General features: G+C 46.8%; 25 protein-coding genes, 1 other RNA gene, 1 pseudogene and 1 riboswitch. Of the genes and pseudogenes, 9 read left to right on the top strand and 18 right to left on the bottom strand.

What is annotated here, in order from left to right:
• Nucleotides 1-3: 3 nt before the first annotated feature.
• From JDF658_RS02225 to cotE, 3 genes are all read right to left on the bottom strand, one after another.
• Nucleotides 4-270 carry a DUF2627 family protein gene (locus tag JDF658_RS02225; protein WP_079906348.1) on the bottom strand — a complete coding sequence of 89 codons (267 nt, stop codon included), beginning with the start codon at nucleotides 268-270 and terminating at the stop codon, nucleotides 4-6.
• Between the two features lie 102 nt (nucleotides 271-372).
• The gene (locus tag JDF658_RS02220; protein WP_079906347.1) at nucleotides 373-906 is read right to left on the bottom strand and encodes a hypothetical protein; all 534 of its coding nucleotides are present in this window, start codon (nucleotides 904-906) and stop codon (nucleotides 373-375) included.
• Between the two features lie 86 nt (nucleotides 907-992).
• The gene (gene cotE / locus JDF658_RS02215) at nucleotides 993-1,463 is read right to left on the bottom strand and encodes an outer spore coat protein CotE (RefSeq protein WP_159446532.1); all 471 of its coding nucleotides are present in this window, start codon (nucleotides 1,461-1,463) and stop codon (nucleotides 993-995) included.
• 86 nt (nucleotides 1,464-1,549) lie between these two features.
• Here cotE and JDF658_RS02210 point away from each other — a divergent pair, with 86 nt between their 5' ends.
• Nucleotides 1,550-1,882 (top strand): hypothetical protein, encoded by a 333-nt coding sequence (locus JDF658_RS02210; RefSeq protein WP_078665890.1) that lies wholly within the window; start codon nucleotides 1,550-1,552, stop codon nucleotides 1,880-1,882.
• A 35-nt stretch (nucleotides 1,883-1,917) separates the two neighbouring features.
• Here the strand turns inward: JDF658_RS02210 and groL are convergent, their stop codons facing one another.
• Together groL and groES are read right to left on the bottom strand one after the other, a co-directional pair.
• The gene (gene groL / locus JDF658_RS02205; protein ID WP_079906345.1) at nucleotides 1,918-3,534 is read right to left on the bottom strand and encodes a chaperonin GroEL; all 1,617 of its coding nucleotides are present in this window, start codon (nucleotides 3,532-3,534) and stop codon (nucleotides 1,918-1,920) included.
• 16 nt (nucleotides 3,535-3,550) lie between these two features.
• Nucleotides 3,551-3,835, bottom strand: a complete 285-nt coding sequence (gene groES, locus JDF658_RS02200; RefSeq protein ID WP_079906344.1) for a co-chaperone GroES — start codon at nucleotides 3,833-3,835, stop codon at nucleotides 3,551-3,553.
• A gap of 218 nt (nucleotides 3,836-4,053) precedes the next feature.
• Between groES and JDF658_RS02195 the strand changes: the two genes are divergently transcribed.
• On the top strand, nucleotides 4,054-4,656 hold the full coding sequence (locus tag JDF658_RS02195) for a class I SAM-dependent methyltransferase (RefSeq protein WP_078665887.1): 603 nt from the start codon (nucleotides 4,054-4,056) through the stop codon (nucleotides 4,654-4,656).
• A 150-nt stretch (nucleotides 4,657-4,806) separates the two neighbouring features.
• Here the strand turns inward: JDF658_RS02195 and JDF658_RS02190 are convergent, their stop codons facing one another.
• Nucleotides 4,807-5,925 carry a DUF362 domain-containing protein gene (locus tag JDF658_RS02190; RefSeq protein ID WP_079906343.1) on the bottom strand — a complete coding sequence of 373 codons (1,119 nt, stop codon included), beginning with the start codon at nucleotides 5,923-5,925 and terminating at the stop codon, nucleotides 4,807-4,809.
• 166 nt (nucleotides 5,926-6,091) lie between these two features.
• A riboswitch (cyclic di-GMP riboswitch) is annotated at nucleotides 6,092-6,176 on the top strand.
• A 60-nt stretch (nucleotides 6,177-6,236) separates the two neighbouring features.
• Between JDF658_RS02190 and JDF658_RS02185 the strand changes: the two genes are divergently transcribed.
• The 4 genes from JDF658_RS02185 to hypD all read left to right on the top strand — a co-directional run bounded on the left by JDF658_RS02185 (nucleotide 6,237) and on the right by hypD (nucleotide 11,935).
• Nucleotides 6,237-6,986, top strand: coding sequence for a hypothetical protein (locus JDF658_RS02185; RefSeq protein ID WP_079906342.1), 750 nt, complete (start codon nucleotides 6,237-6,239; stop codon nucleotides 6,984-6,986).
• A gap of 187 nt (nucleotides 6,987-7,173) precedes the next feature.
• On the top strand, nucleotides 7,174-8,580 hold the full coding sequence (locus JDF658_RS02180) for a sigma-54-dependent Fis family transcriptional regulator (RefSeq protein WP_242946595.1): 1,407 nt from the start codon (nucleotides 7,174-7,176) through the stop codon (nucleotides 8,578-8,580).
• A gap of 107 nt (nucleotides 8,581-8,687) precedes the next feature.
• The gene (locus tag JDF658_RS02175; protein ID WP_079906340.1) at nucleotides 8,688-9,569 is read left to right on the top strand and encodes a glycyl-radical enzyme activating protein; all 882 of its coding nucleotides are present in this window, start codon (nucleotides 8,688-8,690) and stop codon (nucleotides 9,567-9,569) included.
• Nucleotides 9,570-9,574: 5 nt separating this feature from the next.
• On the top strand, nucleotides 9,575-11,935 hold the full coding sequence (gene hypD / locus JDF658_RS02170; RefSeq protein ID WP_079906339.1) for a trans-4-hydroxy-L-proline dehydratase: 2,361 nt from the start codon (nucleotides 9,575-9,577) through the stop codon (nucleotides 11,933-11,935).
• A 92-nt stretch (nucleotides 11,936-12,027) separates the two neighbouring features.
• On the opposite strand, the gene JDF658_RS02165 is transcribed toward hypD, so the two are convergent.
• The 9 genes from JDF658_RS02165 to JDF658_RS02125 all read right to left on the bottom strand — a co-directional run bounded on the left by JDF658_RS02165 (nucleotide 12,028) and on the right by JDF658_RS02125 (nucleotide 18,085).
• Complete coding sequence (locus JDF658_RS02165) at nucleotides 12,028-13,065, bottom strand: NAD(P)-dependent alcohol dehydrogenase (RefSeq protein ID WP_375804185.1); 1,038 nt, start codon at nucleotides 13,063-13,065, stop codon at nucleotides 12,028-12,030.
• Nucleotides 13,066-13,152: 87 nt separating this feature from the next.
• A complete protein-coding gene (locus JDF658_RS02160; protein ID WP_079906338.1) occupies nucleotides 13,153-13,455 on the bottom strand; it encodes a type II toxin-antitoxin system PemK/MazF family toxin in 303 nt (100 codons plus the stop codon).
• Complete coding sequence (locus JDF658_RS02155) at nucleotides 13,448-13,645, bottom strand: DUF2281 domain-containing protein (protein WP_079906361.1); 198 nt, start codon at nucleotides 13,643-13,645, stop codon at nucleotides 13,448-13,450. The genes JDF658_RS02160 and JDF658_RS02155 overlap by 8 nt, the downstream gene beginning before the upstream one ends.
• Before the next feature lie 591 nt (nucleotides 13,646-14,236).
• Nucleotides 14,237-14,587: a transfer-messenger RNA gene (ssrA, locus tag JDF658_RS02150) on the bottom strand.
• Nucleotides 14,588-15,058, bottom strand: a complete 471-nt coding sequence (gene smpB, locus JDF658_RS02145; RefSeq protein ID WP_078665881.1) for an SsrA-binding protein SmpB — start codon at nucleotides 15,056-15,058, stop codon at nucleotides 14,588-14,590.
• Between the two features lie 82 nt (nucleotides 15,059-15,140).
• Complete coding sequence (locus JDF658_RS02140; RefSeq protein WP_079906337.1) at nucleotides 15,141-15,968, bottom strand: gamma-glutamylcyclotransferase family protein; 828 nt, start codon at nucleotides 15,966-15,968, stop codon at nucleotides 15,141-15,143.
• A 68-nt stretch (nucleotides 15,969-16,036) separates the two neighbouring features.
• Nucleotides 16,037-16,987: a hypothetical protein gene (locus JDF658_RS02135; RefSeq protein ID WP_079906336.1), complete on the bottom strand. Its 951-nt coding sequence runs from the start codon at nucleotides 16,985-16,987 to the stop codon at nucleotides 16,037-16,039.
• Between the two features lie 76 nt (nucleotides 16,988-17,063).
• Entirely contained in the window at nucleotides 17,064-17,396 is a 333-nt protein-coding gene (locus tag JDF658_RS02130; protein ID WP_079906335.1) for a CGGC domain-containing protein, read from the bottom strand.
• Nucleotides 17,393-18,085 carry a 4Fe-4S binding protein gene (locus tag JDF658_RS02125; RefSeq protein ID WP_159446531.1) on the bottom strand — a complete coding sequence of 231 codons (693 nt, stop codon included), beginning with the start codon at nucleotides 18,083-18,085 and terminating at the stop codon, nucleotides 17,393-17,395. Before JDF658_RS02125 ends, JDF658_RS02130 begins: the two co-directional genes overlap by 4 nt.
• A 127-nt stretch (nucleotides 18,086-18,212) precedes the next feature.
• Here JDF658_RS02125 and JDF658_RS02120 point away from each other — a divergent pair, with 127 nt between their 5' ends.
• The gene (locus JDF658_RS02120; protein ID WP_159446530.1) at nucleotides 18,213-19,115 is read left to right on the top strand and encodes a selenium metabolism-associated LysR family transcriptional regulator; all 903 of its coding nucleotides are present in this window, start codon (nucleotides 18,213-18,215) and stop codon (nucleotides 19,113-19,115) included.
• A gap of 79 nt (nucleotides 19,116-19,194) precedes the next feature.
• On the opposite strand, the gene JDF658_RS02115 is transcribed toward JDF658_RS02120, so the two are convergent.
• The 3 genes from JDF658_RS02115 to JDF658_RS02105 are packed head-to-tail and all read right to left on the bottom strand — an operon-like array spanning nucleotide 19,195 to nucleotide 22,548.
• Entirely contained in the window at nucleotides 19,195-21,300 is a 2,106-nt protein-coding gene (locus tag JDF658_RS02115) for a DUF6449 domain-containing protein (RefSeq protein ID WP_079906332.1), read from the bottom strand.
• Nucleotides 21,278-22,174 (bottom strand): ABC transporter ATP-binding protein, encoded by an 897-nt coding sequence (locus JDF658_RS02110; RefSeq protein ID WP_079906331.1) that lies wholly within the window; start codon nucleotides 22,172-22,174, stop codon nucleotides 21,278-21,280. Before JDF658_RS02110 ends, JDF658_RS02115 begins: the two co-directional genes overlap by 23 nt.
• The gene (locus JDF658_RS02105; RefSeq protein ID WP_079906330.1) at nucleotides 22,171-22,548 is read right to left on the bottom strand and encodes a GntR family transcriptional regulator; all 378 of its coding nucleotides are present in this window, start codon (nucleotides 22,546-22,548) and stop codon (nucleotides 22,171-22,173) included. The genes JDF658_RS02110 and JDF658_RS02105 overlap by 4 nt, the downstream gene beginning before the upstream one ends.
• A 173-nt stretch (nucleotides 22,549-22,721) precedes the next feature.
• On the opposite strand from JDF658_RS02105, the gene JDF658_RS02100 reads away from it, so the two are divergent.
• On the top strand, nucleotides 22,722-22,952 hold the full coding sequence (locus JDF658_RS02100) for a transposase (protein WP_079906329.1): 231 nt from the start codon (nucleotides 22,722-22,724) through the stop codon (nucleotides 22,950-22,952).
• Between the two features lie 446 nt (nucleotides 22,953-23,398).
• Nucleotides 23,399-24,267, top strand: a pseudogene (locus JDF658_RS02095) (IS256 family transposase); the annotation flags it as partial.
• Nucleotides 24,268-25,006 lie beyond the last annotated feature (739 nt).

Raw genomic sequence — 25,006 nt, 5'->3', positions numbered from 1 at the left:
CATCTACTCCAGAAACTTGATTTTGTTTTTGACCCGTCCCCGTGCCTTGTCATAGTGGTAAACAAAACGCAATATCACATAAAGCCCAAACAGCAATGCTGCCGAGCCCAGGCCCAGACGCACCAGAGCTTCCGGCCAGGATGTCCCCGGCACCGCTGCCAGTAATACCAGCCCTTCTTTGACCTGATCCAGTCCGATAGCTCCCAGTAACGCAGCCCCAAATAACTTGGCAAAAGATAATAAGGTTTGTTTGCGAGTATTTTTGGCCATTTTTCATTCCTCCCTGCCTTAAATATAACCTAATTCGGTGAAAAAAGTCTATGCCTATGAAGAAAGAAAAAAAAACCAGCTTGAGCCGGTTTTCGCAAACCCTTATTCCATGCCTACCTGTTGCTTCAAAACAGCCAGCTTGCCGGAGGCAGCTTCAGCAAAACTTTCTGACTCCCGTAACTCTTTTAAAACCCCATTTAGTTCACTGGTTTTGGGCGCAGGAGATTTGGCCAGGCGCTGAACAAATTTCTCTACTACCTGATTGCGCAAATAAATACAGGTAGCGATATTGCCTTCCGCTTCCTCCATTTCCCGGGTAGTGGTTTGCAGGCCATCCAGTTCCTGCCTCAACTGCTGGTTCAAAGCCAGAAGTTTTTCGGCTTCCTGTTTGGTTTGGGCCGGTGTTGTTTTCCCATATCCCAGGGCCTTGATACTGTCAATCAGCTTCTGATACCCTTCTGCTTCCTTGTTTATTACCCCGGAGAGAGTGGTAACAAAAGCTCTCAATTGTTCCTGGCTGACAGCCGCCGGTTGTCGTTCAGTTACCTTTTTTGGCTTGTCCCCACTACAACCAAATAAAAAAAGGACAAGCCCCAACCCAACGGTTACAGCCAGCGCGATCCGGCGCCAGTCCATCATATTCCCTCCTCGTAACAACTTGCACTTTCTCTCTTTCTCTTAATTGTATTTTCGACAGTTTTTTTCTTTTTCCTTCTTTTTTCTTAATCTTCTTCGGCAGGATAAGCTAATACCCGCAATTTGGTCAATCCCATGATTTCAGCGGTAAAACCAATCTCCACCGCACCCTTGATCTCTTCTCCCTCCAGATAATAAGAGCTGACCTGGGGTTCTTTTTCCTCAGTTAAATGCAATTCTTCCCCCTGTTCCAGCCGACCAGTAAGATTCTCCAGTTCGATCTCACAGAGATAGTTGAGCCTCTCCCTCAGCAGCTCCGTTTTCTGGTTTTGCTCATAGGCATACCAGACGGTCAGCTCCAGATCACCATTTATAATCACAGTATCGCCAATTATAGAACCGGAAAAGTTATGATCTGCCGCCCAGCAGCCCAGGACTTTGCTGGCTGGATGCAGGGGCTTGAGCTGAAACTCCAGAATATGATTTTTCTCACCGCGGGCACAGACTGCCTGCACCATCACCTCCCGCAGTTGACCTTCCCATCTGCTACATTCCACACCAATCCCTCCTTCCATTACTATAAGATATATTTCTTTTTCTTCCCATCCATGCATAAAATGAGGGTGAAAGGAGGAATGGCGGCATGAGCCAGGAAGAGCAGCAATTTCGCAATCTGCTTCCCCCGGAAACCGAAACTGCTCTACAGTATGTCAAACAGCGGCTCTCGGAAACCATCAGCTTTCTCGGTACCCTTGCCTCCGCCTATTCATCTATGGCCAGTGCCGCCAATCAGCTCAGTGCCAACGCCTTCTCCCATCGCAGCGAAATCGATGAAGCCGTAGAGCGTACAGTGAAAACGGGAGAAATTATTGATAAGCTTTTAAAATTGCTTAAACTGCTGGTCAATGAATATCAGACCCTGGTATTGCTGGACCAGGCTGAGTTCGCCAAAAACTTTCTCGACGATGACACATAAAAAGAAGGCAGGAATTATCCCTGCCTTCTTTTGGCTTACATCATGGGAGGCATGCCGCCACCGGGCATGGCCGGTTCTTCTTTTTTGGGCTCATCGGCTACCAGGCACTCAGTGGTGAGCAACATAGCAGCGATGGAAGCAGCATTCTGCAGAGCAGAACGGGTAACTTTGGCCGGGTCCACGATACCGGCACTGATCATATCTACATATTCACCGGTCAAAGCATTGAAGCCAATACCAGGATCAATGCTCTTGACTTTTTCAACTATTACGGAGCCTTCCAGACCGGCGTTATTGGCAATCTGACGCAGAGGCTCTTCCAGGGCCTTGCGGACGATAGCCACACCGGTAGCTTCATCGCCTTCAGCCTCAATGGCAGTCAGAGCCGGAATTACATCCACCAGAGCGGTACCGCCACCGGCGACGATTCCTTCTTCCACAGCAGCCCGGGTAGCATTGAGAGCATCTTCGATGCGCAGTTTCTTTTCTTTCATTTCGGTTTCAGTAGCAGCACCAACCTGGATTACCGCTACCCCACCAGCTAGTTTGGCCAGCCGTTCCTGCAGTTTTTCCTTGTCATATTCGGAAGTGGCATCTTCCCACTGTTTGCGGATCTGGGCCACCCGCTTCTGAATTTCTTCAGCAGAGCCAGCCCCATCCACAATCACGGTTTCTTCCTTGGTTACCTTGACCTGACGGGCCCGACCCAGCATGGACAGGTTAGCTGCATCCAGCTTGCGGCCCAGTTCTTCGGAGATAACCTGGCCACCGGTCAAAATAGCGATATCTTCCAGCATAGCCTTGCGGCGGTCGCCGAAACCAGGAGCCTTGACGGCTACGCAGTTGAAGGTGCCCCGCAGTTTGTTAACCACCAGGGTAGCCAGGGCTTCCCCTTCCACATCTTCAGCGATGATCAACAAAGGCTTACCGGTTTTCACTACTTGTTCTAGAACAGGTAGAATTTCCTGAATGGAGCTGATTTTCTTATCAGTGATCAGAATAAAGGGATCATTCAGCACCGCTTCCATGCGCTCGGCATCAGTTACCATATAGGGGGAGATATAACCCCTGTCAAAATTCATCCCTTCCACAACATCCAGGGTGGTACCGATACCTTTGGATTCCTCAACGGTGATTACCCCGTCCTTACCCACTTTTTCCATGGCTTCAGCGATCAGGTTGCCGATTTCCGGATCAGCAGCAGAGATGGAAGCAACCTGAGCGATAGCATCCTTGCTCTCTACCGGACGGGCCATTTTCTTGATTTCCTCAACAGCAACGGCTACAGCCTTCTCAATCCCTTTTTTCAGGATCATGGGATTGGCACCAGCAGCCACGTTTTTCAAACCTTCGCGGATAATGGCCTGGGCCAGCACAGTCGCAGTAGTGGTACCATCACCGGCTACATCATTGGTTTTGGTCGCTACTTCCTTGACCAGCTGGGCACCCATGTTTTCAAAGGGATCGGGCAGTTCGATTTCCCGGGCGATGGAAACCCCGTCATTGGTAATCAGCGGGGAACCGAACTTTTTCTCCAGAACCACATTGCGGCCTTTGGGGCCCAGAGTTACCCGCACAGCTTCAGCCAGGGTATTTACCCCCCGTTCCAGAGCCCGCCGGGCTTCTTCACCGAAAATAATCTGCTTCGCCACTTGCTAAACCCCCTTATTATTCGATTACAGCCAGGATATCCCGTTCATTCAGGATGAGATATTCCTCGCCTTCATATTTCACTTCAGTACCGGCATATTTGGAGTAGATCACCCGGTCACCTACTTTGACTTCCGGGGCTATCCGCTCACCATTTTCCAGCAGACGGCCATTGCCGACAGCTACTACTTCCCCTTCCTGGGGCTTTTCCTTGGCTGTATCGGGTAACACAATCCCACTGGCAGTTACTTCTTCCGATGCCAAGGGCTTAATGACAATTCTGTCTCCAAGCGGCTTAATCATCACTGAGAAACCTCCTCTTTATGTACTATTAGCACTCAATTAAATAGAGTGCTAACACATTCCTTATAATACCTGATTTTAGGCAAAAATGCAAGTTTTTTGCCCTGCATAAAATACAGACACATATTTTGTTTTTTCGTGAAATTTCCTGTTGATTATCTAGCATAAAACTGGTAAATTGTATAAGGATATGTCTAATTACAGGAGGCAACCAGCCCATGGCCTTTGATTTTCATACTCTGCTTGCCAGTGAAAAAGCGCAAAATACTCCACCCAGCCAGACTGCCCGCTGGGTTCTTCCCCTTTTCCATGCTACCAAAGGCCCAGTTCTGGACCTGGGCTGTGGCAATGGGCGGGATAGCTTGTATTTTTTTGAACAAGGCCTGCAAGTGGTAGCTGTAGACATTGATGCTGAAGCTATCGGTAGGCTGGCTTTAAAAGCAGAGTTCGAGTGCCTGGTGGCTGATGCCCTTAATCTGCCCTTCCGGGAATTCTCCTTTGATGCCATTTACAGCTTTGGGCTCCTTCATGTTTTTACAGAAAGCATCGAGGAAAACCGGCAGCAGGTATTAGATGAGGCCTGGAGAGTGCTTAAACCCGGTGGAATTGCCGTTTTTACCGCCCTCTGGACCGATATCCCCGGCTGTGGCCTGCCCGAGCTTTGCTGCCTTACCGAAGCAGAAGTAGAACAACTGGTAGCGCGCAGCCCTTTTGAGTTAATGTCCAAACAAATTGTTAATGACCACTCCCTCACCGGCTGGGAAGGCATCTACTGGCGCCTGGTGCTGCGTAAACAAAAGCGTGTGCAGATCATAAAATAAACCCCGTGAGCCCTGGTACTCACGGGGTTGTTTGTTCTTTGATAGCCGCTTTAGCCAGGCCATAAATACCGCTAGCTGTAGCTGACCCAATAATCCCTTCTGCTCTGATTAAGCTTCTTGTCTTAGTATATGCCTGCCACTGGCATATGGTTACTTTTTCCGACCGAACAGTTTGAGCAATAATCCCTGTTCCAGAATAACAGCATCAAAGGGACAGAGTTCCTGGCAACAATAGCAGCGAATACATTGCTCATAGTCTACCATCGCTTTCCCATTTTCGATCTTTATGGCTTGCGGTGGACAATGCTGGGCACAACGGCTGCAACCGGTACACTTTTCATTCATAACCGGCCGATAGGTGAACTGGTTCTGGAAAAAGCGGACCAGAAAAGGCGGGACCCGCCCATCCAGAGACTCCAGGTTATAGGGGGGCTGAAAATTCCAGCGTAACTCCCGGCCACTGCCTACCACTTCAATCCTCTTCAACCCCGGTACCAGCCCCCGGGCCAGGGCCAGCCGTGATACCGGCAATTCCTCACTGTTGAAACCCATCATCTGACCCATGACCAGGTCAACAGCAAAGCCATTAGTGCCGCCCAAAATCACTCCCGCTTGAATAGGCGAACCATTACGGGGGCCATTGCCTTCCATCCCAACAATTCCGTCTACCAGGAAAAAAACCGGCTTAACCAGCAGGGCCAGGTCAACCAGCATAGCAGCAAAATCGTCCCGTCGCTTCAGGCGCAGGTGAAACTGAGCTTTGCCTGGACCCACTATGCAGCCAAACAAATTCTTGACGGCCCCGGTGATGCCCATAAAGGAATGGGTCTTCATTTTGGCCAGAGAGATAACTTTATCCACCTGTTGCAGTTCACCGGTCAAATGGAACTTGCGGATTACTTTTCCCTCAGGAAAGGAATACTCCGCTGATTCGGCAAATGCCAGCAATTCCGCTCCTTCTTCCCGGCATACCCCGGCTATGCCGTTTTTTTCCGCCGCCTTCATGCCACTGCCAATTCCAGGACTATCTCCGACTAAAGGTATGCCGCCGGCCCTCTTTACCTGACGAATTACCGCTCTTACTACTTCCGGATGGGTGGTTACTGCTCGCTCCGGAGGCAGTCCTTCCAGCATATTGGGTTTGATGAGCACCCTCTCCCCCGGCTTAATCAAAGTTTCCATGCCACCAAACTGGTTTAGAACCTCCTGGACTCCCGCTTCCACTTCAATATAATCATAGGTTTTTGCCACTGCTGCCGCTACTTTCAATGATTTAACCTCCTGCTTTATGAGATTTCTTTTAGTGTAGCACAATTGTTCATTTTTAAACAAGGGGCATAACATTTCTCCAAAATGGCACTCTCTCGCCTGGGGAAAATTTTTTTAATTCCCAGAAATCCCCCCTAAAATACTTTTTGAAAACGTATAATATGATAACCGAAAAGAGTAAAACCGTCGAAAGGCGGCGACACAAAGCTATAGGGGCTAATGCTGCAAAGCCATGCCAGCCAGCTGCCGGGCGAGCTCCTTAATTTAACTGCTTGCTCGGGATAAGATTTTAAATTAAGGAGGGGTTCTTTATGAACAAACGGAAAGTCTTTTTTACCATGGCTCCAATCGCTCTCGCTACTTTAGTCCTTCTTGGTAGCAGCCCAAACCCGGCCAATGCCAAAGTAAGCAAAGACAAAAACCATAATGGTATACCTGACAGCTGGGAATTGCGCTATCATCTCAGCATTTATCGAAATTTGGCCAACACTGACCCGGACCGGGACGGCCTTACTGTTAAACAGGAATTTTACCTGGGCTTGAATCCGGTAAAAGCCGATACCGACCAGGATGGCATCAAGGATGGTAATGAAGACCTGGACCATGACAAACTGACGAACCTTCAGGAATACCTTGTTCACACCAACCCTCTAAACCCTGACAGTGACAGAGATGGTATTAAAGATGGAAACGAAGACCTGGACCGAGACAACCTTAACAACTATCAGGAATTTGTGATCCATACCAGCCCGCTGAAAGCTGATTCAGACGGGGATGGTATGAAAGACGGTGACGAGGATTTTGATAAGGACAGACTCTCTAATTCCCAGGAGTTTAGCATAGGCTCCAACCCCATCGATAGTGACTCTGATGATGATGGTATTATGGACTTTGATGAAGATGATGATGGGGACAAAATCAGCAATGGTAGAGAATTTGTATTAAAAGAAGATCCTAAAAATCCTGACACTGACCATGATGGTGTTCTCGATGGTGATGAAGACAATGACCATGATGGTATAAATGATGGAGAACAGAATGACGGAGAACATGATGACTGAAAAGAGGCCACATGGCCTCTCTTCTTTTTACACAGGGGTTATAACTTTAAACAACGGGATATTATAGCAGCAGTGGTGATAGTATAATCTCATCCCCTTAATTGGTAGTTTAACCTAACAAAAAAGGACTTTCCCCCGGCTATGGAGAATTTGTTCACCCATACAGCCAGCAAAGGGGGATATAGGGGTGGATTACAAACATCTATTGGATATAATCCTGGCTAATCTGGATGAAGGAATCATTGTTACTGATACTAAAGCCAATATCATTTTTTATAACGAACCTGCCACCAATATCGGTGGAATAGACCCGGCAGCAGCTATTGGGAAAAATATTCTGGACGTCTTTCCAGGCCTCACCGAGGAAACCAGTACCTTTTACTATGTCCTGCGCCAGCGTCAGCCTTTGCTCAACCATGTCCAGCATTATACCAACTACCAGGGCAAGCAGGTAGCCACTGTCACTTCTACCATCCCTATGTTTGAAAACGGCCAACTGGTGGGAGCGGTGGAAATCTTTAAAGATCTGACCCAGGTAGTCCAGCTATCGGAAAAAATTCTAGCCCTGCAAAAACAACTGGCAAGTCACAAAAAAACTGACCCTGCTCGGGGTAATGGTACCCGCTACACTTTTGCCGATATTATTACCAGGAACCCGATTCTGCAGGATATCCTCCACCGGGCCCGCAAGGTGGCCTGCAGTCCCTCGCCAATTCTCATATACGGTGAAACCGGGACTGGCAAGGAATTGTTGGTGCAGGCTATCCATAACGCCTGTCCAGAACGGCAGCGCCATGCCTTTATTGCTCAGAATTGCGCTGCTCTGCCACCCTCACTGCTGGAATCCCTGCTCTTTGGCACTTGTGCCGGCAGTTTTACCGGGGCCAAAGACCGTCCCGGTCTCTTTGAACTGGCCGATGGCGGTACCCTCTTTCTGGATGAGATCAACTCTCTAGATCGAGAGCTACAGGCCAAGCTCCTGCGGGTACTCCAGGATGGCGTAGTCCGGCGTCTCGGTGACACCAGGACCCGTACCGTTAATGTGCGCGTAATTGCCGCCAGCAATGAACATCCCCTCAAGTTATTAGAGGAAAAACGGCTGCGCCAGGACCTCTATTACCGCTTGAATGTGATTTTCTTTCATTTACCTCCTCTGCGGGAACGGCAAGAAGATATTCCTTTACTTGCCCAGCATTTTCTGCAAAAATACCGGCAAAAATTAAGAAAAAAGATCACGGGCCTAGCATCAGAAGTCCTGGAGCTGTTCTGGCAGCATAACTGGCCCGGAAATGTACGGGAACTGGAGCATGTTATTGAAAGCGCAATCAACCTGGCCGATGGTCCCCTGCTTACTCTAGCCGATTTACCCCGGGAACATCCCGGCTTGTTCGGACCCAAAAACCAGCCTCATTGGACTCAACCGCCCTTACCCTTGAAACAAGCCCTGCAAGACCTGGAAATCCGTTTGCTGCAATCAGCTTTGCAGCAGGCAGATTACCAGCTAACCAGAGCCGCCCAATTACTGGGCCTTCCTAAACAAACCCTGCACAATAAACTGAAAAAATACGGCCTGCGTCCCAAAGACGAGACGTAATCCCATAGTTGGGACAGCCTCTGTACCATTTTTGGTACGGGGGCTTGTTTTTAGCCCGGTCTGCAGTCGGCATCTTTTTTGCTTATATATCCATTTGAGGTGATAAGATGAAATCCGGCCTGATTTTTAATATCCAGAAATTTTCCCTGCAGGATGGCCCCGGCATCCGGACTACCGTCTTTTTCCTCGGCTGTCCCCTGCGTTGCCAGTGGTGTCATAATCCTGAAAGCCAGAGTTTTCACCCCCGGCTGTTGCTTGCTACCCGGCGCTGTATTGGTTGTGGGCGTTGCCAATTCGCCTGCCCCCACCAGGCTACCAGGAAACGCTCTCTTTGCCAGCACTGTGGTCATTGCGCTACTGCTTGCCCGACCCTGGCCCGGGAGATGGTAGGACGCCGGGTTACTGTATCCGAAGTCATGGACACCATTAACCAGGACCGGGTTTTCTATGAGGAATCCGGGGGAGGAGTGACTTTTTCCGGCGGCGAACCCCTGGCCCAACCTGACTTTCTTCTGGCCCTGTTGCAAACCTGTCGTAAACAGGCCCTCCATACTGCTGTAGATACCAGTGGCTACGCACCTCTGGCCAGTCTGGAAGCAATCGCCCCTTACACCGACCTCTTTCTGTATGATCTCAAACTGCTGGCTGAGGAGAAACATCGATATTTTACGGGAGTGTCCAACCAGCTTATTCTAAGCAATCTCAAATGGCTGGTACGACAGAAAAAAAACTTTTTCCTGCGCCTTCCCATCATTCCCGGTATCACTGATACTGATGAACAAATCACTTTATTACAGAGTCATTTGCGGGAACTGGGGCAGGTGAAACAGATAAATCTGTTACCCTACCACGCTCTGGCGCAGGACAAATACCGCCGTCTGGGCCAACCCTATCCACTAGAAGGCACTCCCGAACCTTCCCCTGAACAAATGCAGGCGATAGCAGAAGCCTTAAAACCCTACTGTGAGCAGATACAGATTGGAGGTTGATTACAGTGAATGAACGGGTTGCCAAACTCCGCCAGCAAAGCCTGGAAGCTATCCCTACCCTTTCTACTGAACGGGCCGAAATCGTAACCGAGGTTTACCAGCAATACTCCGGCAAGGTTTCCATCCCGGTCCTGCGGGCTCTGGTTTTTCAGGCCCTGATGGAGCGCAAAACCATCTACATTGGCGAAGATGAACTAATTGTGGGCGAACGGGGCCCGGCCCCCAAAGCCACCCCCACCTACCCCGAGCTCTGCTGTCATACTCTGGAGGATTTCACCATCATTGACAGCCGGGAAAAAATCTTCTTCCGGGTCAGTGACAAAGAAAAACGTATTCAAGCGGAAAAAATCATCCCCTACTGGCAGGGCCGCTCCATGCGGGACCGCATTTTTGCCCGGATGAGCCAGGAATGGCTTGATTGCTATCAAGCCGGGATATTTACAGAATTCATGGAGCAACGGGCTCCCGGCCATACCGCCGGGGATGACAAAGTCTTCCGCAAAGGCTTTCTTGATTTTCTGCGGGAGATTGAACAGCAATTACAACAGATTGATTACCTCCATGACCCCGAAGCCTATCGGAAACAGGAGGAACTGAGGGCAATGGCCATTTGCGCCCGCGCTATTATCCGCTACGCCGAACGCCATGCAGAAAAAGCCCTGCAGCTGGCAACCAGTGAACCCAACCCCCGGCGCCGCCAGGAGCTGGAACAAATCGCTGCCATCTGCCGCAAAGTCCCGGCTCAAGCTCCCTCCACCTTCTGGGAAGCCCTGCAAGCCTACTGGTTTGTCCATCTCGGTGTCATCACCGAACTCAATATCTGGGATGCCTTTAATCCCGGGCGACTGGACCAGCATCTCTATCCTTTTTATCAAAAAGAAATAGCAGCAGGCACCCTGACTCCGGAACAAGCCAAGGAACTGCTGCAATGCTTCTGGGTCAAATTCAATAACCAGCCTGCTCCCCCTAAAGTAGGTATTACCCTGCAGGAAAGTGCCACCTACACCGATTTTGCCAATATCAATTGCGGCGGCTTGACTGCTGAGGGCGAAGATGGAGTCAATGAGGTTACTTACCTTATCCTGGATGTCATCGATGAAATGCGCCTGCTGCAGCCCAGCTCCAATATCCAGCTCAGCCAGAAAAACCCCGATGACTTCCTGAAACGGGCCTGTCAGATCATCGCCAAAGGCTGGGGCCAGCCCTCGGTCTTTAATGCCGATGCCGTCGTCGCTGAGCTGGTACGCCAGGGCAAATCTCTGGTAGATGCCCGCTGCGGTGGTACCAGCGGCTGTGTGGAAGCCGGAGCTTTCGGTAAAGAAGCCTACTGGCTTACGGGCTACTTTAACCTGGTTAAGGTACTGGAAATCACCCTCAACAACGGTCTCGATCCTCGCACCGGCAAACAGCTGGGGCCGAAAACCGGCGACCCCACTACCTTTACCAGCTATGTAGAACTGTTCCAGGCTTATAAACAACAGCTCCAGCATTTCCTGGAGATAAAATTACGAGGAAATCAGATCATCGAAAAACTCTATGGTGAATACATGCCCGCTCCCTTTCTGTCCATTATAATAGATGATTGCATCGCCAATGCCAGAGACTATAATGCCGGGGGAGCCCGCTATAATACTAACTATATCCAGGGAGTAGGCATAGCTACCCTTACCGACAGCCTGGCAGCTATTAAAAAACATGTTTTTCTCGATGGTACCATTACGATGGAACAATTGCTCACCGCCCTCCGCCAAAATTTCCGGGGGCAGGAGGATTTGCTCCAGCTCTTGCAGAACAAAACTCCCAAATACGGCAATGATGATGATTTTGCTGATTCTATAATGCAGGAAGTATTTGAAGCCTACTACCAGGCTATCGAAGGACGCAAATCGGTCCGGGGGGCAACCTATCACATCAATCTCCTGCCCACTACCTGTCATGTCTACTTCGGGGCAGTCACCGGCGCTACCCCCGATGGACGGCGGGCAGGGGAACCCCAATCCGAGGGGATTTCACCTGTGCAGGGGGCTGACCGCTTTGGGCCCACGGCTGTGATCAAGTCTGCCGCCAAAATGGACCATTTTCGCACCGGTGGTACTCTCTTGAACCAGAAATTCACCCCTGGCCTGTTGCAAACAGAAGAAGGTATTCATAAGCTGATGGCCCTGATTCGCGCCTATTTCCGTCTCAAAGGGCATCACATTCAGTTTAACGTGGTCAGTGCCGCCACGTTGCGAGAAGCGCAGCGCCAGCCGGAACGCTACCGGGATCTGATTGTGCGGGTGGCCGGTTATAGTGACTATTTTTGTGACCTCAGTGAAGCTTTGCAGAATGAGATTATCAAAAGAACTGAACACCAGCGGCTCTAATCGCAGTAATGCTATCTTTTTTAAGATAAAAATATAAAAAGGGGCATTTGTCCAAAAGTTCTTATCTACTTCTGGACATGCCCCTTAATTGATTAATAAATGATAAGCGGTTTAATCACTCCATCTTCTTTTGTTTTCATCAGATGGAAGGCCTTTTCTAATTCACCAAACGAGAATTTATGAGTAGTTAAAGGCGTTGGGTCGATTTTTCCTGTCTCAATTAGCCTGAGTAAGCGGCTCAGGCGTATCCTTCCACCCGGGCACAATCCTGTTTTAATAGTTTTATCGCTCATCCCTACACCCCAGGCTAACCGGGGAATCATAACATAATCGCCCTTTGAGTGGTAACCCGCATTGGAAATGGTACCACCGGGTCGAGTAGCTTTTACGCAGGACTCAAAAATAATTTGCGACCCAACTGCATCTATCGCAGAATCAACTCCCTTTCCGTCTGTCAGCCTTAAAATTTCCTCCACCGGGTCTACTTTAGTGAAATCGACGATAATATCAGCTCCAAAATATTTAGCAAGTTCCTGACGTTTGGGGACAGCCTCCACAACAATAATTAGACCTGCACCAAGCAATCGTGCCCCTGCCGTTGCCATCAGTCCCACAGGTCCCTGTCCAAAAATTGCTACAGTACCACCTAATGGAATATCGGCATTTTCAGCTGCCATGAAACCAGTTGACATCATATCTACTGTGTAGACTGCCGCTTCATCACTGACAGACTCAGGAATGATAGCTAAATTAGCATCGGCATCGTTTACATGGACGTATTCCGCAAAGGTGCCGTCCTTAACGTTGGCATATTTCCACCCACCTAACATGTCTGTACACTGAGAAGGAAAACCTCGCAAGCAGTTTTCACATTTAAAACAGGGTGTTATCGCACCAACAGCAACCCGATCCCCCTCTTTTACGCCCTTTACTTCGCTACCCACCTTGTAAACAACACCTACAACTTCGTGCCCGAGGGTAAGATTCTCCCTCTCGCCGATTGCACCTTCCACAGTATGGACATCTGAGGTACAAACCAAACCCGCAGTTGGCTTAATAATAGCATCGTTTGGACCTGGATCGGGAGGCACGGGTTTTTCAAGCCATCCAACCTCACCAATGCGCTTCATAACAAAGGCCTTCATAGTCTTCATTTTTTGTCACCTCACTATATTTTTCTCAAATCCCACTTCTCTTTATACTAAAGAGCATAACAGCTAATTTTCTGCTGTGCAAACATGCTGACCAAACTTACTTATAACAATACTTTGAGATAATGTATAAATTTTATCCACCCTTATACAGGAATCCACCTTCAAGGTTCCCTCATCAAGGTCGCTACTGGTAAGCATTACAATATAATCCTTTGCTGTAAGGTTTGATGTAATAGCCGCAACCACTATATCTTCTGTTCTGCTGTTATAATTATCATTAGATAAAACAAGGACAGGGCGTTTTTTGTTGGAAGTCAAATCACTAAAAGGAATAGGAATTAATAAGATATCGCCCTGCCTATACATTGTTCCATACCTCATCATCAATATCATTGTTCCAAAAATCTATACTGCTCTCACTGGCAGACAATAAATCCTTGAATACCTGATTATCCTGCTTATTTTTTAAAAATAAAATAAAATCAATAACTTCTCGTATTTGACTTTCTGGAATTTCATCAATTAATTTTAATAAAATACTCTTAGCTGTATTCATAAATCTCACCTCAGAATTATTATACCACATTTAATCATCATCCTACTCTCATCTACAAAAATATATATATAATACAAAAATATGCTACACAACTAAAAAACAACTGAAATAAAGAATATTTTGAAGAAGAGGCAGCATTAGTCGAATTAAGTTATGAAGAATACCTTCTCAGGCTGTTAGAAAAAGATTAAAAGAAACCAAACGATGGGTTCAAGAAAAGTATAAATATTAATATCTTTTTTTAAACTAATGGGGGAATTTTTAACTGAAAAAAACACTTCTCTCAAACGCAGAATATTTAAAAGGCATAGTCTTTCATATAACGGTTTGCGGGTATGCGAAACCCGTAAGGGTTTGGATGAGCAATAACGAACCGCGTACCCGCTGTTTTATGCTGCTGCGCCCATCTTGCTATCCACCATCATTTTGATGAGGCAATAATTATTAAGTACTGGAAAATAAAAAATACCTGCTTTTCTCCGATAACGATGAAGATAAAAAGCAGGTATTGCAGGAATATGTTGATTCAGTAGTAGTTTTACACTCTAAAGATAACGGCTTAGACGTAAAACTTACTGTTAGGGTTTTCAATGGTGGAGGCGAGGGGAGTCGAACCCCTGTCCGAAGGCGAACCCACGCCAGCTTCTCCGAGCGCAGTCAGGTGTTTTAGCTTTCACCGCTGAAACGCCCACCGACAGGCTTTTCAGCAGCTATCTCGATAAATCTCGCCTCGCCCCTCCGAGAATTGGGGCCAGGCCAGCTCCGTCAATGTGACCCCCAAGCCCTCACCCGGAGCCCAGAGGGTTGGAGGTTAGCTGAAATTAAGCAGCTAAAGCGTAATTTTCGTTGGCATTCGTTGTTTTCCCACCGTCTTAACGGGCAGATGGAACCCCGGCTCGCTACTGACGCTCATTCAGCCCCCGTCGAAACCAGTACGCCCCCTTATTGACGTTGCCGGTCGCGGAAAGCCCGTTCAATTTCCCGTTTGGCATCCCGTTCGGCCATGTCCTGGCGTTTGTCCCACAGCTTTTTGCCGCGGGCCAGGGCGATGGCCATTTTCGCTTTCCCCCGGGTAAAATAGATTTTCAGGGGGACGATAGTCAGCCCCTTCTGGGAAATAGCCCCAAACAGTTTCATGATTTCATGCTTGTGCAGGAGCAATTTCCGCACCCGGGTAGGATCATGATTGAAACGGTTACCCTGTTCATACGGAGAGATATGCAGGTTGTGGACCCAGGCTTCACCATTTTTTATCAGGCAAAAGCTGTCCCTGAGGTTGGCCTTGCCAGCTCGCAGGCTTTTGACTTCTGTGCCTTTGAGCTCCAGACCGGCCTCATAGACCTCCAGGATTTCGTATTCAAAGCGGGCCTGACGGTTTTCTGCCACTACCTTTTCCTGTTGCTTGTCTGCCATTGCGGGTCCCTCCAACCTGATTTACAGGGTATAGTATATTTTATAATAGACAACTTGCGATTGTCAATAGATAAAATGTTTTCTATATACTGCGCCAGCTTGCCAGTTCCTTTCTATACTCAGGGCAGAACTGGAATTTCTCCGCCGCTGTCAGGATTTTTTCCAGGTAGCCGGGACGAGGCTGACCCGGGGTTTGATCGGCAGCAATATAGACGAGGGCATGCGCCTCTATATCCTCTATACTTACCGGAATTTCCTGTTTATAATAATAGTTTTTCGCTACTCCTTCGTACCTGTCCAGCTCCTGCTCATGCTGTTCCGTCAGGCTCCAGACAACCCCCTCTACAAAGCTGTTTTCGTCCGGGATAATACTGGCCACACCTCTTGAGTTGATTAAAAATTTATATTTTTCCAGTCGAGCCTTGCCGATAAGGATAGCACCCTTGCAGCGTTGAGCCATTTGCGCCTCATCCATATTGGAGCCGTAGGCAAAGTACAATCGTCCTGCCAGTAGAATGGCCAGTTTTTGCCCTTCTGCGACAATTGCCAGTAAGATGGTCTGCAAATCCGCACCGGCAGCAATGGCAGCCCGGGCCTTAATGGCGAGCTGTCCATAGAAATAATATTTGTTGCAGAAGTCGATATAATCTCTGAACAAATCGCGGAGAGTGTAAAAAAGAGCGCTGATTTCCCGTGCATGTTCAGAAATGACCAGTACCCGGTTTTTCCTGTGCAAACCCGACCAGTCCAGCACCAGGCAGTCATCGCCAGCCCACTCCTTCAGACTGGCAGTCAGCTTAGGAGCGATAATCACATCCGCCCCCTGCCACAAATACTCCCCCTTGGCCAGTTCGGGCCATTGTCCCTGCCGGATTTTTTCTGCAAGTTTTTTGAGTTCCTTAACTAACATCAGCCTTACCTCCTTGTTTTTTTCTTCATTTTAACATTGCGGCTCCTGGTAGTTAAGGAAGCTCAGCTTCAATTTTCAGAGCGGGTAAACTGGATGCTAAGAATTTGATCATAGTCTATTTCTACCTGCTTCTTTTCGTTTTGAACAATGATTCGATGGGTCAAATAATTTCTGCCTGATTTTACATAATTTACTTTACCGGTAATAGTCTGGATACCTGCCTCGGTATTATACTCAATCTTGCAGGGAGCACCGGATTTGAGAAAATAGGCCAGCAGCTGATCCCGACCGGAAGCGATAATTTCATCTTCGGCTCTGTAAACCAGTGCCGGGATCTCATTGAAAGAGATGCCTACTTCATTTGCTTTCCCGGCTATCCGTTGCCTGGCATAGGATGATAACTGCTGAAAAATACTGTCAGCGATATAGTAAAAAATATCACCGAATACCGAATCCCGGCCCATCAGCTTCAGACCGACTGTAAGTGCATAAACCTCGCTGAGATTCAGAGGTAAGAAAACAGGGTGTATAGTGGAATCATACGTGTTCGTTCGGGGGTCCACTTTTATTTTCATCGTATAACCTAGAAAAGTAAAGCCTGATTGTAGTTCCTGCAAATTATCCCTTAACGCTCTCTCTGTTATATGAAAGTGTTCAGCGATTTCCTTTCTGGTCCTGGGTTTTTCCTGTAAATATTTCAGTAAAGCGACCATGCGCTCGCTTTTCTCCAGGGTTTTAAAGACAGGAAAATAATCTTCCGGCTCGATGTCAAGCTGATACTTTTGACTGACAAAATTAAAAAAATGATTTAAGATTCTGGTAAGCTTGCCCTTATCCCGTGTATAACTGCCAATCCCATCAGCGCATTTGATCAGCAACTTCTCCAGATTCGCCTTAAGGTCAACATCCATTGCTATTTCCTGCTGTAAAAAATATTTATGTAAGATTCGATATTCATCCCGAGCGTAATTAAGCCGTTTGTACTCTTGTAATGCCTTTTCTAAAGTAATCTTGATCACCAGTCACCCCTCTCTTTATTATTTTATCATATTTATCATAAAAAAAGCCGGGGGAAATTTTCCCCTCAGCTATCTGTCAGTGAGTCCAATCCATGAGCTTCATCTGATCCCCAAGTCTTTTTTTAATCGCCGCTATCATTGTCTCTTGGTGCGGACAGGCAAAGCCAATGGGATTACCTCTGGTAATACAGGATGCCAGTACAATAGCCTCGGCCCCCCGTTTAACCAGCATTTCCGCCCTGGTAACACTCTTTTTCCCCGGACAACCCCCACAGCTGACAAAACCAATCACTTCGACGGGTTCATTACAGGTACTAAAAACTCCTTTGTTTTCTCTGGCCACTGCGAAGTCGGTGGTCCCGGGACACATATCTTCCGTTTGCTGGCAACGAATAATTCCCACTTTCATCTTACCGCTACCCCCTGTTTAATATGATTGTTCAGCCTTTCCGGTAAATGCAAGCTGTTGTACGGGCAACTGGCTGTACAGATGGCACACTGGGTACAGTTCATCTGCTCAATGCCACTGTTCAATGGTACTTTTGAAGGTTCAACTCCCATAGGGCAAACCCGGTCACACGCACCACAACTGGTACATTTGCCCTCCTTTGCGATTTTAAACCGGGCAATTTGCAAGCGATCAAGGGTTTTCAGCAAAGTACCGGTGGGACAAATAGCACACCAGGATTTAGGACTATACCAGCCGACTACCAAAGCACCAATGGTAGGAACTAGGCAGAGCAGAAAACCGGCAGCCAGCAAGCCCCTGGTAAAGCCAACATAGGTTACCCTGGAAATCAGGACAATAAAGACAAGGGCACTGACCCAGTAATAGTTCATCCACTTCGGTACCGGTTTATTTAAACTCACCTTGCTCAAAATTCTTTCCAGAAAAGCCGCCCGTGGACAGGCCCAGCCGCAAAAGGCCCGGGACCAGAAAAAAACACTAATGATCATCAATGGTAAGACAAAAAAAGGAATATAGGCTGCCCTGGGTGTTACGAAAAACAATACTCCATTCAAGGCGATGAAACCAAGGGCCAGAAACCACTGTATTTTGGCTCGCTTCGCCAGTATCTGTTTGATTTTTTCTTTCATGTTCTCATCTCCCCATCTTTTGCTTACTTTCATTTTAAAGTAAAATCATCTATAATAAAAATATATCTTTTCAATGTTATCAATTGATAATATCAATGACTGTTTGTCATGCGTCAGGAGTGAGAGCATGAATTTAAATTATCTTAAAGTTTTTCATACCGTAGCCAAACACCAGGGGTTTACTAAAGCAGCGGAAGAATTGCTGATCAGTCAACCTACCATCTCTGTGCAAATAAAAAATCTGGAACAGGAACTGGGCCTGGAATTATTCCAAAAACTCGGCCGTAAGGTCTATTTGACAGAGGCTGGTCGAACTCTATTTCATTACACCAGTAAAATTTTCAACCAGCTGGAAGAGGCTGAAAATGCCCTCAAGGACTTGAAAGGCCTGGGCAAAGGCCGCTTGCTAGTAGGAGCCAGTACCACCCCCGGCATTTATGTGCTGCCCCGGATTCTCGGCCAGTACCGCAAGCTCTATCCAGGTATAGAAGTAGTGCTGGAAATTAGCAACTCCCAGGAAATCGAGCAAAAACTGCTGCAACATGAGCTGGAAATCGCCTTCTGTGGCGGCGAAGTCATTGCTCATCCCCAAATCAAAGCTAAAACCATCACCTATGACGAACTGGTAATAGTTACAGCTATAGACCATCCCCTGGCCAGGGAAACTACAGTTACCCTGGAACAAGTACTGGCCGAACCCTTTATTTTACGGGAGCCGGGTTCCAGTACGCGGATTGCCCTGGAACAACGTTTGCAACTGCTGGGCAAAAAAATCAAAGTCGCCATGCAATTCGGCAGCCTGGAGGCGATTAAACAGGCTGTAGCTGCCAACCTGGGTATTTCCCTCTTATCCCGCTTTGTAATTGATCAAGAAGTCTGTGCCGGCAGTTTGCAGGTGATCAAAATACCCGAACTCACCATTCGCCGGGAAATCAAGCTACTGCGGCACAAGGACACTAAAATCTCCGCTCCGGTCCAGGCTTTTTTGCGCCTGGTTAATGAAAACCTGGTTCCTAAATGCAGCCCATAAAAAAAGACGATCTTCCCTTCGCGGAATGTTACCGACGATAAGAAAGATCGCCTAAGAAAACTAATTTGTCCCAGTTCCTCTACTTCTCTTGCATCATTTTAAAAATCAACTGCTGAGCATAAGGGCTGCTATCAAACACAACAAAGATGGGGCTGCCCTTTTTCGTTACTATTTTGCCGTAATATTCAACCATCCCTTTGTTGACCGGCTGCTGCTGCCTCATGAGGTAGGCCCGCTCATCCTCCAGGTTGCACCAGTTCAAGAGTACCTTTATCTTCTGCTTATCCTTCACTGCCACGGTCTCAGCGGAACCAGCTTTTTTCACAATTATTTCGGACACATCCTCCGGGTTCAGGAACAGTTCTTCCATATAACCGTGTTTCTCCAGAAAAGCTGTAAAGTTTTTGAAGTCCTCATAATAATTCAAAGTATAGTAAACGTACTTACTCTCCCAGCTCGTCTTTGCGATAAATTCAAACATCGCCAGGGTTGGCCGCTTGTTTTCCACGGCTGCTTCATAAGAGACATTTAACACATCCTTTTTCAGGGCCGCCAGAGCTTCGTCTATTTCCGCCCGTTTATAGATGCGGACACTTTTACCCAGATGATAGTTGCTTATATTTAGCTCGTCTATCTTTTTCACATCGGTTTTGAACAGGCGCCCGTAGATACTTCTCTTTGTTTCCTCAGAATTGAATATGGGGTAGAGAAACTCACGGTAGCGGTCCATGTCAATCATGTATGTCCGCTTAACCTTGCGGCCGCTGTCCAGAACATAAGTTATATCAGCTGTCATAACCCTTCTGGGCTCTTCGGGTCTGAAAGCACCGTCGGGTATCGGCCTGTTTAAAGATTTCTCCAGGTTCCGGTTCTCCTTTTCCAGCTTGATGATCTGCCGGTGGAGTTCACGCACCCGCCTGATGTTGTCCTGCCCTTTCAGACTTTCGACAGCCGGTACGCTATCCCTGTTCAGGCCGTTAAAGAACACTTCTTTTACCTCATCCTGTTCCGGGACATATTTTTGATAGCCATACAAGTCCAGTTTGACTGAAGCGAGAAGCACGATGAAGACAGCGCCGAAAACCACCATCCCCTTCCATCTCCTATAAAAGTGAAAGGACTTATAGGCGATCATGTCGGCGATGCTATAACCCAGCACCCCGCCGATAAAATATCCCAGGTATAATGCTCCGGTGCTGCTTTCATTGAGTGTGCTAAAGTACAGGCCACCGGTCAGAGTCGCGCAGGTCGCCACTCCGTATATGAATACCCGGCGTATCCACCCGGCAGCCAGGGTTTCCCCGGCAGCCTCCACATGCCTTTTCCTGTAAAGGAAAAGGCTAATCAGACAGAACAACACAGCAGCTACCCCATACCATATATATCCTGCCTGTGATTTAAACAGGAGCTGGTAACTCTGATAATCCAGGTATCTGACCAGAGGGGACAGCCACAGCACGGTGCTTTCATCAATGTCTCTCGGAAAACCGTATAACAGCTTCCACAGGTTGAATTTTATCAGTAAATACAGTCCTAAAGGCAATATCAGGCCAATAAAGGTTAATGCTCCCTGGAGCAGCACATTGCCGGTGAGCATGCCGACAAACACGGTAAATATATAGAACAATCCGGTCATCAATAAATTCAGGAACAACCAGAAAGCAACAAGCTTACCGACGGGAACTGCATTGGTCAGATTGGCATTAACCATCTCCATTGCAGGGTCATATGCATATTGCTTGGGCCACTGGACTTCCGTCACTCCAAAAACAGCCATAACTCCGTATAGCAACAGCCCGTTAATCAGGATCGGCAGCCAGATCAGGGTCAACCCAGCCAGGAGGTTTTGCCAGTAAAGGGACCACCGTTTAATGGGCAGGCTATGGAAAAAGGTGCTGGCCCAGTCATTTTGCAGGTAATAGAAAAGTATTAATCCGAAAATCACCGCCACGGCTATGCTGGTAAGGTGCGCAACAGGGTGGAACAAGATATGGGGCTGGAGACTTTTACTGGCGACCTCGGCCCAGAGATTTCCCTGGATGGCTTTTTGTTTACTGAGCGCCATCCATAAAACCAGAGGCAATTCCAGAAACAGCGCTACGGCATAGAGGATGCCCAGCCATTTGAACCTCTTCACCGCGCTTTTAAACACAACCCATTTACTAGAGGATATTCCGGATGTCATAGCCAACCCCTCCCATCTCGTATACGAAGATTTCTTCAAAAGTTAACGGCAACACATCCAGCAGCAGGGGATTAAAAGCTTGCACCTGGGTTTTAATGGCCTGCTCATCTCCCCGCATAATCAACAGGTGAACACTACCTCTCTTTTCGTGGTACAAAATGTTTTCTGCCTTTAGCAATTCTTCCGGTATCCCTTCCGAAAAAGCGATCTGAACCTTACTAATCCCTCGTTTTAAGGTGTCTAGCTCACTCTCTATGATTATTCTGCCGTCGTGAAGAATCCCCATATAGTCGCAGATATCCTCCAGTTCCCGCAGGTTATGGGAGGAAATGAGTATGCTCATTTCACGCTCAGCTACATCGGCCAGCAGCAATTTTTTGACCCTGCTGCGGATCATGGGGTCCAGCCCATCTAGAGGCTCATCCAGGATAAGCACCCGGGGCTTTACGGAGAGAGCCAGCCAGAAAGCGACCTGCCGCTTCATCCCTTTGGACAGCCTGGTTACCCGGCGTTTAACATCAATGCCAAAAACCTCCGTCAGTTCAGTAAACCTGTCTTCATCCCAGGTCGGATAAACCTGTCGGAAAAAATCCGCTGTCTCCCTGATCGAATACTGGCTAAAATAAAAGAGATCATCGGGGATAAAGATTATGTTCTCCTTTACCCGGTTGTTTTCGAAGACCTGCTGTCCCTCCACCAGGATGCTTCCTTGGTCCGGCCGGTAAATACCAGCAATTAGCTTGAGCAAGGTAGTCTTTCCGGCTCCATTGGCTCCCACCAGCCCGTAGATCGACCCTTTGTGCACATTCAGGTCCAGGCCTTTGAGCACCTCAAGTTTGCCAAACTTCTTGACCAGCTGTCTTACTTCAATCATGTACCCTTTCCCCCTTTTCTGGTTTTTTCAACAGTCTCCCGGATTTCCTCGACGGGAACCCCCAGGTACAACAATTCGGCAATTACCTTTTTCAGTTGTTCCATAAGTTCTTCTCGACGCCGGCTGTTGTCAATTTTCTCTTTGGGCGTAACAAAACTCCCTTTCCCCGGGATGGAATAGATATAACCCTGGCGTTCCAGTTCCCGGTAAGCTTTTTGAATGGTGTTGGGATTGACAGTAAGCTCAAGGGCCAGTTCCCTGACTGAAGGGAGCTGCTCATCGCTCTTCAGGACGTTATGGACGATGAGCTCTTTGATTTTTTCCGTAAGCTGTTCATAAACCGGCATCCTGCTCCTGAAATCCAGTTGAAGCATCCTTATTCCCTTCCTTTCTCAGGCCCACTATCCGTATTAATACACATAATACAGCTAACTATATATTAGCACTATTTTTCCAGTTTGTAAATCGGGATTTTTTCTGGTTGCCTTTTTATCTCCCTAACTAATTTGGACACTGCGACTAATAGTTTAAAAAATGTTAGGAGGCGATATTAGTCATTAAGGATGCGCTGGAAACAGGAAATAATGCCATAGTAGCAAGAAGGCATGAGCTGAATCCTAATATGGTCAGCCGCTGGCCAAGAGAATACAAACAAGGCAAACATCAATCTGTGTCAGTGGGTCATTCAACTATTAATGAAATTTATCCTGATTACAAGCAGCTTGCTAAGGAAAATGAGCAGCTAAAGAAACTTCTTGGTGAAAAAGACGGGAAATAGCTATTCTTCGTGATAAGGAAAATCAAACAGATGCTGCCAGAACTCTGAACAGGTATGAAAACTTGAGATTAGGAGTATGTGTCAAAATTAGGGAGCCAGCTCGCAAAACAATCGAGTAGAAGGGGGTGATTAACCCCCGTCCTCTCACACCACCGTACGTACCGTTCGGTATACGGCGGTTCACCAAGCTTGACGAATGCGATGATAACGTTCAGTTAAACTCTTCAAACCCTGACTTTGCCAGTAGGCATTGTTCAGGGCGTTATTTAATTGTCGCTACGGCTACTGCTACCTTCGCCGTTCGGGACTTCCACCCTATAGACAACGCCCATGCCGGGCGCACTAAAAAAAGCGCCTATCGGCGCACTTGTTGGTAAGCTTAAGCAATAAATGAGAATGTTTAGGGTTTTGTGTAAATGGTTAATAATACCAAGTACGCAAAATGAATATCCAATCGTGATATTGAGGACAATTTAAAAGAAATTTATGGTATAAAAGTTTCCCCTGCATTAATCAGCAAAATAACGGATAAAATATTACCTCAAATAACGGAATGACAATCCAGACCTCTTGAGCCAGTTTATCCAATCATATTTCTTGATGTCATCCATTTCAAAGTACGTCAGGATGGACGTATTATTAATAAAGCTGCATATACAGTTTTAGGAATTAACCTAAATGGTTTTAAAGTTGTACTCGGGATATGGATCGGTGAAAATGAAAGTGCTAGTTTTTGGTTGGGAGTTTTGAACGATCTTAAAAACCGCGGTGTACAAGATATTTTAATTATCGCAAAGGATAATTTATCCGGCTTTTCTGAGGCTATTGCGGCTGTATTTCCACAGACAGAAATACAATTATGTGTAATCCATCAAATTAGAAATTCCTTAAAATATGTTTCTTACAAGATAGTAAAGCCTTGGTAACAGATCTTAAAACAATCTATAAAGCATTAACTCTTGAAGAAGCAGAGCTGAATTTTGAAAAATTCAAGGAAAAATGGGGAAGTAAATATCCATTAGTCATAAAATCCTGGGAAAGAAACTGGCTTGAGCTTACGGCATATTTTAGATACCCTGAAGAAATCCGCCGGCTCATATATACAATAAACATTGTTGAGGGCTACCACAGACAATTGCGTAAAATATGTAAAACCAAAACGGCTTATCCTACGGATGATGCTTTGCGCAAGATAATTTATCTTGCAACCCAGGAAATAAGCAAAAAATGGACAATGCCAATCAGAGACTGGGGTAGATGTATGTCACAATTAGTAATATATTTTGGTGATCGCTTATCTAATAAACTGCAATAAGGATGCTTGGGGGCTCTGCCCCCAACTCCCCGGGGTTTTACGCTTTTGTTCTCCCAAGGAGGAAGAAAAAAGGGGGAAATCCCCCCTGGCAGAACCACTTCAGGCGCTCAGGTTGCTCCCCAGCAGAGCCCTATCCTCATGAAATGTAAGAGCCGTTTATAGTATGCCCTCAATTACCAGGGAAAAACCATTTACACAAAACTATTTACATACCCCAATAAATCATACCTTAATAGAGTAGTACTCTCTTCAAGCATCTTTAATGATTAGTTTTTCTTATTTCTATTCATTATAATCTGCTTCATATTAGTATAGATTTTGTCCATGCCAACCAACCTACATAGAAATTGAAAGAAGTGAAGACCAAGTACAATAACTATGAGCAGCCCAATCATTAACCCCACGTATTGAACGAATCCTATAATACTGTTTATGAGATAGATAAATTTGAATATCCCTATGACGTATAATATAGAGAACATTATTAAGTACATCCTCATAAACTCATCAAAAATAAATAGTTTTTTTAATAAACTTTTTAAAGTTTTAAACGCCATAGTTTATATCCCTTTCTGGCTGAAGTATTTTTTAGTGTTTGCTTTTTTTGTCTTGTAAATAAATGTCAATATTGACATTTGCCCCAACTAAAAATTCTAGTAACCCGTCGGCAGAAAAAATATGATATGAATCATCCGACCGTCTATCAAGTATAGAGACTTCACCCATGGCACCTATTCCC

This window comes from Carboxydocella sp. JDF658, assembly GCF_002049395.1.
GTDB lineage: Bacteria > Bacillota.
Note: the sequence above shows the minus strand (reverse complement) of the source record. Positions and strands in the feature narration are given on the sequence as shown.

Coding starts and splice junctions, on each gene's coding strand:
- JDF658_RS02225 (WP_079906348.1), bottom strand. CDS start 270: ATGGCCAAAAATACTCGCAAACAAACCTTATTATCTTTTGCCAAGTTA.
- JDF658_RS02220 (WP_079906347.1), bottom strand. CDS start 906: ATGGACTGGCGCCGGATCGCGCTGGCTGTAACCGTTGGGTTGGGGCTT.
- JDF658_RS02210 (WP_078665890.1), top strand. CDS start 1,550: ATGAGCCAGGAAGAGCAGCAATTTCGCAATCTGCTTCCCCCGGAAACC.
- groES (WP_079906344.1), bottom strand. CDS start 3,835: ATGATTAAGCCGCTTGGAGACAGAATTGTCATTAAGCCCTTGGCATCG.
- JDF658_RS02195 (WP_078665887.1), top strand. CDS start 4,054: ATGGCCTTTGATTTTCATACTCTGCTTGCCAGTGAAAAAGCGCAAAAT.
- JDF658_RS02185 (WP_079906342.1), top strand. CDS start 6,237: ATGAACAAACGGAAAGTCTTTTTTACCATGGCTCCAATCGCTCTCGCT.
- JDF658_RS02175 (WP_079906340.1), top strand. CDS start 8,688: ATGAAATCCGGCCTGATTTTTAATATCCAGAAATTTTCCCTGCAGGAT.
- JDF658_RS02165 (WP_375804185.1), bottom strand. CDS start 13,065: ATGAAGCGCATTGGTGAGGTTGGATGGCTTGAAAAACCCGTGCCTCCC.
- JDF658_RS02160 (WP_079906338.1), bottom strand. CDS start 13,455: ATGTATAGGCAGGGCGATATCTTATTAATTCCTATTCCTTTTAGTGAT.
- JDF658_RS02155 (WP_079906361.1), bottom strand. CDS start 13,645: ATGAATACAGCTAAGAGTATTTTATTAAAATTAATTGATGAAATTCCA.
- smpB (WP_078665881.1), bottom strand. CDS start 15,058: ATGGCAGACAAGCAACAGGAAAAGGTAGTGGCAGAAAACCGTCAGGCC.
- JDF658_RS02140 (WP_079906337.1), bottom strand. CDS start 15,968: ATGTTAGTTAAGGAACTCAAAAAACTTGCAGAAAAAATCCGGCAGGGA.
- JDF658_RS02130 (WP_079906335.1), bottom strand. CDS start 17,396: ATGAAAGTGGGAATTATTCGTTGCCAGCAAACGGAAGATATGTGTCCC.
- JDF658_RS02125 (WP_159446531.1), bottom strand. CDS start 18,085: ATGAAAGAAAAAATCAAACAGATACTGGCGAAGCGAGCCAAAATACAG.
- JDF658_RS02120 (WP_159446530.1), top strand. CDS start 18,213: ATGAATTTAAATTATCTTAAAGTTTTTCATACCGTAGCCAAACACCAG.
- JDF658_RS02115 (WP_079906332.1), bottom strand. CDS start 21,300: ATGACATCCGGAATATCCTCTAGTAAATGGGTTGTGTTTAAAAGCGCG.
- JDF658_RS02110 (WP_079906331.1), bottom strand. CDS start 22,174: ATGATTGAAGTAAGACAGCTGGTCAAGAAGTTTGGCAAACTTGAGGTG.
- JDF658_RS02105 (WP_079906330.1), bottom strand. CDS start 22,548: ATGCTTCAACTGGATTTCAGGAGCAGGATGCCGGTTTATGAACAGCTT.